This window comes from Streptomyces sp. ALB3, from assembly GCF_044385685.1.
In the GTDB taxonomy this organism is placed as follows: domain Bacteria; phylum Actinomycetota; class Actinomycetes; order Streptomycetales; family Streptomycetaceae; genus Streptomyces.
In genome coordinates this window covers 180,397-192,773 of sequence record NZ_JBISCE010000032.1, presented here as the reverse complement: position 1 = coordinate 192,773, position 12,377 = coordinate 180,397, and the positions used below count along the sequence as shown (strand labels likewise).

Sequence of the window (12,377 nt, the reverse complement as noted above, 5' to 3'; positions counted from 1 at the left end):
CGTCACCGCCGCTCCACCGCCGCAGCGGCCCGCAGCACACCGCACCCTGCACGAGGAGCCCGCACGACCATGGCCGAGTATGACGATCACCCTGCCTACCCCGTCGGACTGCGCCTGAACGGGCGCCGCGTCGTCGTCGTCGGCGGTGGCCAGGTCGCGCAGCGGCGGCTGCCCGCCCTCATCGCGGCCGGGGCCGACATCACGCTAATCTCCCCTTCCGCGACCGCGTCCGTCGAAGCGATGGCCGACACCGGTGAGATCCGCTGGGAGCGCCGCAGGTACCAGGAGGGCGACCTCGCCGACACCTGGTACGCCCTCGTCGCCTCCTCCGACGCCGCCGCCAACGACGCCGCGTCCGCCGAGGCGGAGCGGACCCGTACCTGGTGCGTCCGGAGTGACGACGCGGAGGCCGCCACCGCGTGGACCCCGGCCACCGGGCGCAGTGCGGGCATCACGGTCGCCGTCCTCACCACCACCTCACAGGGCCGCGACCCCCGGCACTCCGCCGCGGTCCGCGACGCCATCGTCGAAGGGCTGCGCGACGGCACGCTCGCCGCCCCGCACCACCGCACCCGCGCCCCGGGCGTGGCGCTCGTGGGCGGCGGTCCCGGTGACCCCGACCTGATAACGGTGCGGGGCCGTCGTCTCCTGGCCGAGGCCGACGTGGTCATCGCCGACCGGCTCGGCCCGCGCGACCTGCTCGACGAGCTCCCGCCGCACGTCGAGGTGATCGACGCCGCGAAGATCCCGTACGGCCGGTACATGGCGCAGGAGGCGATCAACCAGGCACTGATCGACCACGCCAAGGCCGGCAAGTCGGTGGTCCGCCTCAAGGGCGGCGACCCGTTCGTCTTCGGCCGTGGCATGGAGGAGGCGCAGGCCCTGGCCGCCGAGGGCATCGCCTGCACGGTCGTCCCCGGGATCTCCAGCTCGATCTCCGTGCCCGGAGCGGCCGGGATCCCCGTCACCCACCGAGGGGTGGCACACGAGTTCACGGTGGTCAGCGGCCACGTGGCGCCCGACGACCCGCGCTCGCTGGTCGACTGGAAGGCGCTCGCGCAGCTGCGCGGCACCCTGGTCCTCCTGATGGCCGTCGACAAGATCGGCGCCATCGCCCAGGCTCTCATCGCCCACGGCAAGTCCCCCGCCACTCCGGTGGCGCTGGTCCAGGAGGGCACCACGGCAGCCCAGCGCAGGGTCGACGCGACGCTCGCGGACGTCGGGGAGCGCGTCGTCGCGGAAGAGGTAAGGCCCCCGGCCGTCATCGTCATCGGCGACGTCGTCGCCGTCGGCGCGGACCCGGCCGGCCGGCTGGAAGGCTGAGCGGCCCGCCGCCCGGCGGGCCCCCTCGACACCGCACACCACTCCCCGACAAGGCAAGTAGCACCCGTGGCTGAACTCATCACCGTCGACGACCCGGACGACCCGCGTCTGGGCGACTACACCGGCCTCACCGACGTCGAGCTCCGGCGCCGGCGGGAGCCCGCGGAGGGCCTCTTCATCGCGGAGGGCGAGAAGGTGATCCGCCGCGCGGTGGACGCCGGGTACCGGATGCGGTCCATGATGCTCTCCGCCAAGTGGACCGGCGTCATGCGCGACGTGATCGACATGACCACGGCACCGGTGTACGAGGTCACGCCGGCCCTCGCCGAACAGGTCACCGGCTACCACGTGCACCGCGGGGCCCTCGCCTCCATGGAGCGCGAACCGCTCCCGGACGTCGGCACGCTGCTGAGCCCCGAGCGGGGGAGCGTACGCCGGGTCGCCGTGTTCGAGGACATCGTCGACCACGCCAACGTCGGAGCGGCCTTCCGCAACGCGGCCGCTCTCGGCGTCGACGCCGTCCTGCTCACCCCGCGCTGCGCCGACCCGCTCTACCGGCGGGCGGTCAAGGTGTCGATGGGGTCCGTCCTCCACGTCCCGTGGACCCGTCTGACGTCCTGGCCCCAGGACCTGGACCTGCTGCGAGAGGCCGGCTTCACCACCGCCGCGCTCTGCCTCAGCGACACGTCGATCACCCTGGACGAACTCGTCGCACGCCGGCCCGAGAAGCTGGCTCTGGTCTTCGGAACGGAGGGCGACGGCCTCACCCCCGGCGCGCTCGCCGCCGCCGACGCACACGTGCGTATCCCGATGGACGCCGGAGTCGACTCCCTCAACGTCGCCGCGGCATCCGCCGTGGCCTTCTACGCCACCCGGACCGCGTCCGCCTGACCGGGAGGCGCCGCGCTCCCAGGGCCGGCCGCACCCCGCTCCGGCCGGACGGCCGCCCCGTCGTACGTCTGTGACGGCGTGCCCCCCAGCCCGCGTGCGGGGCCCTGGCAGCCCTGAGCGGCCGCGATCCCCAGGGCCACCAGCAGGGTGACCACGACGAAGACGACGAGCCGCTGACGCAGCAGTCGCGGATTCGCGGGCCGCCTCTTACCGCCCTTCCCGGCCGAGGTCGTCCGGACGCCGGACCGGGAGGCCTGCCTGCTGTTCGTGCCGTTCGTGTGCGCACCCTTCGGCCCCCGGGGCTGCTGTCCGGAGCGCGGCCCGCCCCGCGACGCCCGGGGCTGCGAGCCGCCGGTGCGGGGGGCCGCCGGGCGGGACGAGGACGGGCGCCGCCCGGGGGTGCGGGACGCCGAAGCGGGTCCACCTGCGCGCCGGGTCGCCTGTTCGGTGTAGGGGCCTTCCAGCCGGCCCGTCGGCCGGTCGAGCTCCTGCGCGCTCCGCTGCGCGGGCGGCCGGCGCTCCTGCAGCCCCTGCGCCTCACGCGCGGCGATCTCCTTCAGGCGCATGGAGAGCTGCAGCGTGCTCGGCCGCTCCTCCGGGTCCTTCGCCAGGCACGCGCGTACCAGCGGGGCGAGTGCGTCGTGCACATCGAGGAGATGCGGTTCCTCGTGCACCACGCGGTACAGCATCACCTCGGAACTGCCGTGCCCGAAGGGCGAGTCGGCCGTCGCCGCATAGGCCAGGGTGGCACCCAGCGAGAACACGTCCGTCGCGGGCGTCACCACCGCGCCGCGCACCTGCTCGGGTGCCAGGAAACCGGGCGAGCCGACGGCCGTCCCCACATGGGTCAGCGTGCTGGCCCCGGTCGCCCAGGCGATGCCGAAGTCGATGATCCGGGGGCCCTTGGGCGACAGGAGGATGTTCGACGGCTTCAGGTCGCGGTGGACGACACCTGCCTCGTGCACCGCCACCAGGCCCTCCGACAGCGCCGCGCCGATCGAGGCCACCTCGGCGGCCGGCAGGGGGCCCTCCTCGATGACCTTGTCGTGCAGCGAGGGGCCCGGCACGTACTGCGTCGCGAACCAGGGCCGGTCCGCCTCGAGGTCGGCGGCCACCAGCCGGGCCGTGCAGCCGCCGCGGATCCTCCGGGCGGCGGACACCTCGCGCGCGAAGCGCGAGCGGAACTCCTGATCCTCCGCCAGGTCCGGCCGGATCACCTTCAGCGCCACCCGCTGGCCCCGGCGGTCGGAACCCAGATAGACGACGCCCATGCCACCCGCGCCGAGCCGCCGGTGGAGTCTGAACGAGCCGACGACACGCGGGTCCTCGCGCCGGAGCCGCATCATCGCCATCGTCTGCCCATCCCCGCTGCCGGTCCGCCTGACGAGGCACAGCTTACGTACCCGTGGCGCGGCGCGCTCAGAGGCCGCGCCCTCACCGGCCCATCGATTGTCAGTGCCCGGTGGGAGGATGGAGAAGTGGTCAGGGAGCTGCGGATCCAGGCTCCCTGGCCCGTGCGAGATCTCAAAGGTCCGTCGCAGAAGGGGGATTGGATCAATGAAGGGCGATCGTGTGGAAATAGTCGTGGACGCGGGTGACACGACCAGGACGTACGAAGTGGTGGCCTCCAGGGCAGGCCGGCGGGTGGAGACAGCGGTCCGCCGGGGTGTGGTGGAAGTGAGTGAAGTCACCCGAAGTGGATCAGTTGTCCGTACCGCCCGCTTCATGGCGACCAGGGTGCTCGCCCTGGTCGAACAGCCCGTCCCCCGGGAGGACGCCTCCGAGCGTCCGCCCACCGGTGACCGGGACTCCTAGCCTCCCTCCGGGCTCGTGCCGGCCGGGCTTCCCGGTGCGGCCGGGCCCGGTCCGGAGATCCTCCGCCCGCCGCGCCCCGGGTCGCACGGCGTGGACCGGAGAGCACCCTGCACGCGCCGGGGTCTGAGGACACCCCCTAGGTGCCGGGTGCCGGAATCGGCACCGCATCTCCACCCAGGGGAGTACGCCGGAGTCCGCCGGCTCATCCTCCGGGAGGCCCGGCATTCGGTACGCGGGCATGACGCCGGATGCCTCCCGCCTCCCTAGTGTTGAGGTCAAGCGGCGGGCGTGGAACTCGTCCCCCGAGGCCAGACGCCCGCCGCTCCGGAACAGGTCAGGAGAGGAACCATGGCGGACACGGCAACGCGGACCATGATCCGCACGCAGGGACGCAGGGCATACACCTCGTTCGGCGTACGCCCGTCCGGCAGGCGCCACCCGCTGGTGGCGACAGCCATGGTTCTTCCTCTGGCGGCCCTGCTGGTCGTCGTCTTCGGCGGCTGGGACGCAGTGGTCACACAGGCGTCGTCCGTAGGCGTGATGCTGGGGCGCTGAGCGGCGCCCCGGGTCCGGAAGAGCGGTCCGGACCGGGACATCCGGCCAACAGCCCCGTGGGGACGGGGGTGCGGCGGACGGCAGCGTTTGTCCGGCCAGCTGGGGAGCTGGCCGGACATCGCGCTGTCCGGCCCCTGGTGCGGGCGGCCGCGTACGATCGCCGCCGGGACCGGCCGGAAGGCCGGCCGATCACCTTCCGGGAGCCGAGCCGATGACCACCTCCTCCGTCGTGCGCGTGCTGGGCGATCTCGCGCACGACAGCGCGCACTCCGGCGCGAGGGTGTGCGCGTGCGCCCCGCCCCAGGTGCTCGCGGACCGGCCGGACGGCACGGTGGTCCGCAGCGGTCCGGTCGTCGCCAAGGCCCACGCCGCCGACTCCGAGCTGCCCGCCCTGGCCGCGCGCCTGGCGCTGGCCGCCTCCCCCCGGCTGGCGGGAGTCCTGCTCCCGGCGCTCCCCGCCCCGGGCGGTGCTGTTTCCGGCAGCGTCGAGGGCCGCACCGTGAGCCTCTGGCCGTACGGCGTACCCGTCGACCCCGCCGACCCCGACGCGGCGCCCTGGGAGGAGGCCGCCCTCCTCCTGGCGCGGCTGCACCGCACCCGTCCGCCCCATCCGCTTCCCCCGATGCGCGGACCGGCCAAGGCGGCCCGGGCGGTGGCACGGATGTGCGCGGCCCGCCCCGGTGATCCGGCTGTCGCGCCCGTACTGGCCGCCTGGCGCGGGCTGCCCGGCTGGGCACGCGGGGAGACACCGGTGCCAGGGCGCCGGGGCGGCTTCCTCTGCCACGGCGATCTGCACCTCGGTCAGCTCGTACGCCATCCCGCCCAGGACGGTCCCTGGCTGCTGATCGACCTGGACGACGCGGGCCTCGGCGATCCCGCATGGGACCTGGCACGACCCGCCGCGTGGTACGCGGCAGGGCTGCTGTCGCCAGGGACCTGGCTGCGTTTCCTCGACGCCTACCGGGCGGCGGACGGCCCAGCCGTACGAGCCGGGGACGACCCGTGGCCCGACCTGGACGTGGCGGCACGGGCGCTCACCGTGCAGACGGCGGCCCTCGCCCTCGCCAAGTCCATGGCGGAGGACCGCAGTCCGGATGAGGTGGAACAGTTGATGATCGACGCATGTGTCCGCATTGCGTCCCTCCCACCCGAGTTGGCGTCCGACGACGCGCCGTAGGGTGAACCGTGTGCCGCCGGGCATGTATCCGGCGACGCCGCCACGACCTGAGGAGTCCACCCGATGATCCAGTGCCCCAAGTGCCACGCGCAGATGAACACGTACAACCGCAACGGTGTGCAGATCGAGCAGTGCAGCGGCTGTCGCGGGATATTCCTCGACTACGGCGAGCTGGAGTCCCTGACCCGCCTTGAGTCGCAGTGGGCGCAGCAGGCCCCGCCCGCGCCGCCCGCCCCGCAGCAGGGCTACCCCGCCGCTCAGCAGCCGTACCCCGCGGCGCCGGCCCCCGCGTGGGGAGCGCCGCACCAGGGTGGTCACTACGGCGGCCACCACCGTCAGAAGAGCTTCGGCCGGATGCTGTTCAGCTCCTGACCGCGTCTTCCGGGCGGGTAGTGCCGCAGGGCGGGTCCGGGTCTGTGCCCGGGCCCGCATTGCATACGGTCGACCGACTTCCCCTCATGATCTAGTCATGGCCATGACTGATGCCTAGAGTGCGGATCCATGAACTTCCTCGACAGGTCCCGGACTGTCGCGCCCCCGGGGTGGAGCCGCTGGCTCGTACCGCCCGCCGCGCTCGCCGTGCACCTCTCCATCGGACAGGCCTACGCGTGGAGCGTGTTCAAGCCGCCGCTCGAATCCGCTCTCGGCCTCTCGGGCACCGCCAGTGCTCTCCCCTTCCAGCTGGGCATCGTCATGCTCGGCCTCTCGGCCGCCTTCGGTGGCACGCTCGTCGAACGCAACGGCCCCCGCTGGGCGATGTCCGTCTCCCTCGTCTGCTTCTCCTCGGGCTTCCTCGTCGCCGCGCTCGGCGCCGCAACCGGCCAGTTCTGGCTCGTCGTTCTCGGGTACGGCTTCATCGGCGGCATCGGCCTCGGCATCGGATACATCTCCCCGGTGTCCACTCTCATCAAGTGGTTCCCGGACCGCCCCGGCATGGCGACCGGCATCGCCATCATGGGATTCGGTGGTGGCGCCCTCATCGCCTCGCCCTGGTCCACCGGGATGCTCGAGAGCTTCGGCACCGACCGGTCGGGCATCGCCACGGCGTTCCTCGTCCACGGAGTCGTCTACGCCGTCTTCATGGCACTCGGCGTCCTCCTCGTACGGGTGCCGCCGGACGGCTGGCTCCCCGACGGCTGGGCGCCGAAGCAGGAGACGCGCCGGCTCGTCACCAACGCCCAGGTCTCCGCCCGCAACGCCCTGCGCACGCCGCAGTTCTGGTGCCTGTGGGTGGTCCTGTGCATGAACGTCACGGCGGGCATCGGCATCCTGGAGAAGGCCGTGCCCATGATCCAGGACTTCTTCGCGGACACGACGGCCCCGGTCTCGGTCTCGGCGGCGGCGGGTTTCGTCGCCCTGCTCTCGCTGGCCAACATGGGGGGCAGACTCCTGTGGTCCTCCACCTCGGACCTGATCGGCCGCAAGAACATGTACCGGGTCTACCTCGGCGTGGGTGCGCTGATGTACGTGGTCATCGCCCAGCTGGGCAACGACTCGAAGCCGCTCTTCGTCTGCTGCGCGCTCGTGATCCTGTCCTTCTACGGCGGAGGTTTCGCGACCGCTCCCGCCTACCTGCGGGACCTCTTCGGCACGTACCAGGTGGGAGCCATCCACGGCCGCCTGCTGACCGCCTGGTCCACGGCCGGGGTGCTCGGACCGCTGATCGTCAACCGGGTCGCCGACGCGGGGGAGCGGGCCGGGCACAGCGGCCCCAGCCTCTACACGACCTCGCTGACGATCATGATCGGGCTGCTGGCCGTCGGCTTCGTCGCCAACGAATGCATACGCCCGGTCCACGCCCGCTTCCACGAGGCACCGGAAGGGAGCCCCCGTGTCCGCCAGCAGTCGTAAGCCCCTCATGGTGTTCGTCTGGCTCTGGGTCGCCGTGCCGTTCGCGTACGGCCTCTACGAGCTCGCCCGCAAGGCCACCCAGCTCTTCACCGGCTGAACCGCGCCGCCCACGACGAAACCCCCGGTCGTCGAGACGACCGGGGGTTTCGGCTGGTGCGCGATACTGGGATTGAACCAGTGACCTCTTCCGTGTCAGGGAAGCGCTCTCCCGCTGAGCTAATCGCGCAGGGTGAACCTGCGTGTACTGCGTGCGCGATACTGGGATTGAACCAGTGACCTCTTCCGTGTCAGGGAAGCGCTCTCCCGCTGAGCTAATCGCGCGGGGATCCTTGCGGATCAGTGGACGATACTGGGATTGAACCAGTGACCCCTTCCGTGTCAGGGAAGTGCTCTCCCGCTGAGCTAATCGTCCTTGGAGGTGGAGACGGGATTTGAACCCGTGTAGACGGCTTTGCAGGCCGTTGCCTCGCCTCTCGGCCACTCCACCAGGGGTGGGGGTTCGGGAAGATCCCCCACCTTCTGCGAGCGGACGACCAGGTTCGAACTGGCGACCTCAACCTTGGCAAGGTTGCGCTCTACCAACTGAGCTACGTCCGCTTGTCTTTCCCGGTCCGCTTGCGCGTCCCGGCGACGTGTTGAACTCTAGCGGATTCCCGGGCCAGCACAAAAACGCGTTTGCGCAGCGTGCTGCGCCGCCGTCGCCCGACGCAGGTCATCGCGTGCCGCCCTAGACTCGGTCACGTGCGCGACCTCACCCCTCTTGCCCGCTTCGGTGGCCTCGTCGCCTCCGGTCTGCGGGATGTCACCAGCGATCCCACAGCTCTCGAATCATCCGGCTTCTGGGCGGTGTGCGCGGATTTCGAAGGCCGTCTGGTCTGCGCCCGCTTCGCCACCGTGCGGTCCGAGGAGGTCCCCCTCCCCGTTCCCGGGGCCTGGCAGGGTCCGGGAACGGAGGACTGGACGTCCTCACTGGACAGGGACGCCTACATGGCCGGTGTGCGCCGGATCCGTGCACACATCGCGGCGGGCGAGGTCTACCAGGCCAACCTCTGCCGGGTCCTCTCCGCTCCGCTGCCCGGCCCGCGGGCCGACGTGGACGCCCTCACCGCCCTGCTCGCCCGAGGCAACCCGGCTCCGTACGCGGGCACGGTCCGGCTGCCGGAACACGGCGTGGAGATCGCCACCGCCTCGCCCGAGCTCTTCCTCTCCCGGAACGGCCGGACCGTCGAATCGGGACCGATCAAGGGCACCGGGCGCACGGAGGCGGATCTGCTGGAGAAGGACCACGCGGAGAACGTGATGATCGTGGACCTGGTCCGCAACGACCTGGGCCGGGTCTGCGCCCCCGGCAGCGTGGGTGTGCCCGACCTCTGCGCGGTGGAGAAGCACCCGGGACTCGTCCATCTCGTCTCCACCGTGCGCGGACGGCTCGCCGACGGCGCCGGGTGGCCCGAGCTGCTCACCGCGGCCTTCCCGCCCGGTTCCGTCACCGGCGCGCCCAAGTCCAGCGCGCTGCGGATCATCGACGCCCTGGAGACGTCGCCGCGAGGCCCGTACTGCGGAGCGGTCGGCTGGGTGGACGCCGACCGGGGCACCGCGGAACTGGCCGTCGGCATACGGACCTTCTGGATCGACCGCACCGGGCCCGCCCCGCTCCTCCGCTTCGGTACCGGAGCCGGCATCACCTGGGGATCCGACCCGGCGCGCGAATGGGCGGAGACCGAGCTCAAGGCGTCCCGGCTGCTCGCTGTAGCGTCGGGCGCCCACGAGGAAACAGGAAGGACCGCGTCATGAGGATTTGGGTCAACGGCGGACTCCGGGACGCCGATGACGCCCGGCTGTCCGTGCTCGACCACGGGCTGACCGTGGGCGACGGCGTCTTCGAGACGATCCGGGTTTCCGGGGGCCGCCCCTTCGCCCTCACCAGGCACCTCGACCGGCTGACGCGCTCGGCCAGGGGCCTCGGCCTGGCCGGCCCCGACCACGACGAGGTCCGCCGTGCCGTGCGGGCGGTCGTCGACGCGAACCCCGTGGAGCTCGGCCGGCTCCGGATCACCTTCACCGGTGGTCTCTCACCGCTCGGCTCCGACCGCGGCGACGCCGGCCCCAGCCTGGTCGTCGCCCTCGGCGAGGCGGCCCGCCGTCCCGACAGCACCGCCGTGGTGACCGTCCCCTGGACGCGCAACGAACGCGGCGCGGTGACGGGCCTGAAGACCACCTCGTACGCCGAGAACGTCGTCGCTCTCGCCCGGGCCCATGAACAGGGCGCCTCGGAGGCACTCTTCCCCAACACGGTGGGGCAGCTCTGCGAAGGCACCGGCTCCAATGTCTTCGTCGTCCTCGACGGCCGGATCCACACGCCTCCCGTCACCTCGGGATGCCTCGCGGGGATCACCCGCGCCCTGGCCGTCGAGTGGACGGGAGCGCAGGAGACCGATCTTCCGCTGGACGTGCTGACGCGGGCCGACGAGATCTTCCTGACCTCCACACTCCGCGACATCCAGGCTGTCCACCGGATCGACGGGCGTGCGCTGCCCGGCGCCCCCGGACCCGTGACGGCCAAGGCGATGCGGATCTTCGACGAGCGCGCGGCGGACGACCTCGATCCGTGAGGAGGGCCCGCCGGGAGGTCCTTCAGCGGGACCGGAATCCGTAAAGAGGGTGACGGCCCGCCGTCCAGCGGATAGAAAGCCCTGATGACCACGACCATCCGGCCGGCCGGGCCGGTCCAGCAAGGCGCCGACGGCGCGCGGGCACGCACGTACGACGTGTGCGACAACGGGCGGCAGGTGGGCACCGTCGGCATCTCCACCGACCCGGCGTTCGGTGCCTCCGCGGGCGTCCTCCACTCACTCGGCATCGAGGAGGCGCACCGCAGGCGAGGCCGGGGGACCATCGCCGCGCTCGCCGCCGAGGAGGTGCTGCGCGGCTGGGGCTGCACCCAGGTCCGCCTGGTGGCTCCCGCGGACAACCACGCGGCCCGGACCCTGGCGACGGTGCTCGGCTACACCGAGCGCAGCCGCAACATGCTGAAGACCCTTCCGGGGACCGCCCCCGCGCTGCCCGCCGGGCTCACGGGACGCCCCATGACGGAGCAGGAGTACGCCGAGTGGGCCGCCACCTGCGTCGAGACGTACGCGCAGGAGTGGACGGAGCGCGGCGTCCCGGAGGAGCAGGCCCGGCTCAAGTCCGAGAACGACCACGCCGCGAACCTGCCGGACGGACTGGCAACCCCCGGCATGTACTTCCACGTCCTCGTCCACGACGGAGCGGTCGTCGGCTATGTCTGGGTGGCCCGGCGCGAGACCCCGGACGGCGAGGAACTCGGCTACGTGTTCGACATCGAGGTGCGCGAGCAGCACCGGGGGCACGGCTACGGCCGCGCGCTGATGCACCTCGCGGAGCACATCACGCTCGGCGCGGGCCTCGGTCTGCTCGGCCTGCACGTCTTCACCTCGAACACCCCGGCGCTGCGCCTGTACGAGTCGCTCGGCTACGAGGTCACGCAGTACAACCTCGCGAAGGCGCTCTAGCCGGACGCCCGGCGGTCAGCCCTGGCCGGCGAGCAGGCGGTCGGCGATCTCCTCGACGCGGGCGCGCAGCCCTTCCTGGCTCTTCCCGCCGTCCAGCCGCTCGTCGCCGATCACGTACGTCGGGGTCCCGGTGACGCCGATCGCCTTCCCCTCCGCCTGGTCGGCGTCCACGATCAGCAGATGGCGGCCGTCGATCAGCGCGGTGTCGAACTCCTCCGCGTCCAGGCCCATTTCGCCGGCCACCTCGAGCAGCAGGGGCTCGCCCGCACGGGCGAGGTCGGCGGTGCGGGCGAGGACGGCCTCGACGTACGGCCGGCCCTTGCCCTGGACGAAGGCCTCCTCGGCGGCCTGTGCTGCCGCGTACGCGTGCTTGTTCTTCTCCAGCGGGAAGTGGCGCAGCCGGACCTCCAGCCGGTCGCCGTAGCGGGCACGGAGGGCGTGGACGTCGGAGAGGGCCCGGTGGCAGTCGGGGCACTGGAGATCGCACCAGACGTCGAGGACGAGGGGTGCTGTGGAGGTGGAATCGCTCATGGCATCAGTCTTCCAGGCGGGTCCGGGGCCTCCCACTCGGGACCTGGGGAGGACCATGGCCCTGAAATGTCCCTGATGCGGTCCCGCACCGTGGCACCTCCGGCAGGGTCCGGTGCAGGATGGAAGGGACGTATCCCGATCGCTGGAGGCCCTGATGCTTGCCGAGACCATCTGTTCCGCGGTGTCGGCGGCCGGTCTGGGCATCGCCGCGATCACCGCGTACCGCAAGCGGTTCCTCACGGCGGCCCGGATCGCCGCCTACTCGCTGGTGCCCGTCGGCCTGGTGATGACCGGTGTCGTCGAGTGGCTGTCGGGCATCGTCTTCAAGCCGACGGTCTGGATCGGCTTCGGGCTGCTCGCCGCGGCCTGGCTGCTCTTCCTGACCACACGCGCCGTGGAGCGCCGCGGCGGCTCGAGCCGCAGGGAACGCAAGGCCGCACGGGCCGCGGAGCGGGACGCCGCCGTCGCGCCGGGGGTCTCGTCGCCCTCCCTGACGTCCGGAGCCGGTTCCTCGGCCCCGCAGGCGCAGAACAGGCCGAAGAAGAAGCCGCAGCAGACCGGCGGATCCGGTGACGACTTCAGTGACATCGAGGCCATCCTGAAGAAGCACGGGATCTGACCTGCCCTCCGGCGCCGCCTGCCCCCATGGGCGGGCAGCGTCACGCGGAGGGTATGAATCGATTCATGGCCGCGCGGTGGGT

Annotated in this window: 14 protein-coding genes and 5 tRNA genes; 12 read left to right on the top strand and 7 right to left on the bottom strand. The window is 72.1% G+C overall.

The genetic code is table 11. The features are described from left to right. Window positions 1-69: 69 nt before the first annotated feature. Together cobA and ACHFIV_RS20290 are read left to right on the top strand one after the other, a co-directional pair. Window positions 70-1,323 carry a uroporphyrinogen-III C-methyltransferase gene (gene cobA / locus ACHFIV_RS20295; RefSeq protein ID WP_398970810.1) on the top strand — a complete coding sequence of 418 codons (1,254 nt, stop codon included), beginning with the start codon at window positions 70-72 and terminating at the stop codon, window positions 1,321-1,323. Between the two features lie 66 nt (window positions 1,324-1,389). Further along, window positions 1,390-2,214 carry a TrmH family RNA methyltransferase gene (locus tag ACHFIV_RS20290; RefSeq protein WP_398970807.1) on the top strand — a complete coding sequence of 275 codons (825 nt, stop codon included), beginning with the start codon at window positions 1,390-1,392 and terminating at the stop codon, window positions 2,212-2,214. Here ACHFIV_RS20290 and ACHFIV_RS20285 read toward each other — a convergent pair. Further along, on the bottom strand, window positions 2,187-3,566 hold the full coding sequence (locus ACHFIV_RS20285; protein WP_398970805.1) for a serine/threonine-protein kinase: 1,380 nt from the start codon (window positions 3,564-3,566) through the stop codon (window positions 2,187-2,189). The two genes, ACHFIV_RS20290 and ACHFIV_RS20285, sit on opposite strands and share 28 nt — an antisense overlap. Window positions 3,567-3,771: 205 nt before the next feature. Here ACHFIV_RS20285 and ACHFIV_RS20280 point away from each other — a divergent pair, with 205 nt between their 5' ends. The 6 genes from ACHFIV_RS20280 to ACHFIV_RS33210 all read left to right on the top strand — a co-directional run bounded on the left by ACHFIV_RS20280 (window position 3,772) and on the right by ACHFIV_RS33210 (window position 7,709). Then, on the top strand, window positions 3,772-4,029 hold the full coding sequence (locus ACHFIV_RS20280) for a hypothetical protein (protein ID WP_398970803.1): 258 nt from the start codon (window positions 3,772-3,774) through the stop codon (window positions 4,027-4,029). A gap of 348 nt (window positions 4,030-4,377) precedes the next feature. Beyond that, the gene (locus tag ACHFIV_RS20275) at window positions 4,378-4,584 is read left to right on the top strand and encodes a hypothetical protein (RefSeq protein ID WP_398970800.1); all 207 of its coding nucleotides are present in this window, start codon (window positions 4,378-4,380) and stop codon (window positions 4,582-4,584) included. 211 nt (window positions 4,585-4,795) lie between these two features. Further along, window positions 4,796-5,761: a phosphotransferase family protein gene (locus tag ACHFIV_RS20270; RefSeq protein WP_398970798.1), complete on the top strand. Its 966-nt coding sequence runs from the start codon at window positions 4,796-4,798 to the stop codon at window positions 5,759-5,761. A gap of 63 nt (window positions 5,762-5,824) precedes the next feature. Then, the gene (locus ACHFIV_RS20265; protein WP_362929328.1) at window positions 5,825-6,133 is read left to right on the top strand and encodes a TFIIB-type zinc ribbon-containing protein; all 309 of its coding nucleotides are present in this window, start codon (window positions 5,825-5,827) and stop codon (window positions 6,131-6,133) included. A gap of 129 nt (window positions 6,134-6,262) precedes the next feature. Further along, on the top strand, window positions 6,263-7,612 hold the full coding sequence (locus ACHFIV_RS20260) for an L-lactate MFS transporter (protein WP_398970795.1): 1,350 nt from the start codon (window positions 6,263-6,265) through the stop codon (window positions 7,610-7,612). Between the two features lie 7 nt (window positions 7,613-7,619). After that, window positions 7,620-7,709 carry an MFS transporter small subunit gene (locus ACHFIV_RS33210; RefSeq protein WP_413251899.1) on the top strand — a complete coding sequence of 30 codons (90 nt, stop codon included), beginning with the start codon at window positions 7,620-7,622 and terminating at the stop codon, window positions 7,707-7,709. 54 nt (window positions 7,710-7,763) lie between these two features. Here the strand turns inward: ACHFIV_RS33210 and ACHFIV_RS20255 are convergent. From ACHFIV_RS20255 to ACHFIV_RS20235, 5 genes are all read right to left on the bottom strand, one after another. Then, window positions 7,764-7,838: transfer RNA gene (locus ACHFIV_RS20255), tRNA-Val, on the bottom strand. Window positions 7,839-7,861: 23 nt separating this feature from the next. Further along, window positions 7,862-7,933: transfer RNA gene (locus ACHFIV_RS20250), tRNA-Val, on the bottom strand. Between the two features lie 19 nt (window positions 7,934-7,952). Further along, window positions 7,953-8,024 (bottom strand) — tRNA-Val (locus ACHFIV_RS20245). A 1-nt stretch (window position 8,025) separates the two neighbouring features. Further along, window positions 8,026-8,099: transfer RNA gene (locus tag ACHFIV_RS20240), tRNA-Cys, on the bottom strand. A gap of 37 nt (window positions 8,100-8,136) precedes the next feature. Continuing rightward, window positions 8,137-8,209 (bottom strand) — tRNA-Gly (locus ACHFIV_RS20235). A gap of 144 nt (window positions 8,210-8,353) precedes the next feature. On the opposite strand from ACHFIV_RS20235, the gene ACHFIV_RS20230 reads away from it, so the two are divergent. The 3 genes from ACHFIV_RS20230 (at window position 8,354) to ACHFIV_RS20220 (ending at window position 11,145) form a co-directional block, all read left to right on the top strand. Then, window positions 8,354-9,406 (top strand): chorismate-binding protein, encoded by a 1,053-nt coding sequence (locus ACHFIV_RS20230; protein ID WP_398970792.1) that lies wholly within the window; start codon window positions 8,354-8,356, stop codon window positions 9,404-9,406. Further along, window positions 9,403-10,224, top strand: a complete 822-nt coding sequence (locus tag ACHFIV_RS20225; RefSeq protein ID WP_398970789.1) for an aminotransferase class IV — start codon at window positions 9,403-9,405, stop codon at window positions 10,222-10,224. Before ACHFIV_RS20230 ends, ACHFIV_RS20225 begins: the two co-directional genes overlap by 4 nt. An 84-nt stretch (window positions 10,225-10,308) precedes the next feature. After that, complete coding sequence (locus ACHFIV_RS20220; protein ID WP_398970786.1) at window positions 10,309-11,145, top strand: GNAT family N-acetyltransferase; 837 nt, start codon at window positions 10,309-10,311, stop codon at window positions 11,143-11,145. 15 nt (window positions 11,146-11,160) lie between these two features. Here ACHFIV_RS20220 and ACHFIV_RS20215 read toward each other — a convergent pair whose 3' ends face one another. Further along, window positions 11,161-11,676, bottom strand: coding sequence for a DsbA family protein (locus ACHFIV_RS20215; RefSeq protein ID WP_398970783.1), 516 nt, complete (start codon window positions 11,674-11,676; stop codon window positions 11,161-11,163). Window positions 11,677-11,830: 154 nt separating this feature from the next. On the opposite strand from ACHFIV_RS20215, the gene ACHFIV_RS20210 reads away from it, so the two are divergent. Continuing rightward, window positions 11,831-12,295 carry a hypothetical protein gene (locus ACHFIV_RS20210; RefSeq protein ID WP_398970781.1) on the top strand — a complete coding sequence of 155 codons (465 nt, stop codon included), beginning with the start codon at window positions 11,831-11,833 and terminating at the stop codon, window positions 12,293-12,295. Window positions 12,296-12,377 lie beyond the last annotated feature (82 nt).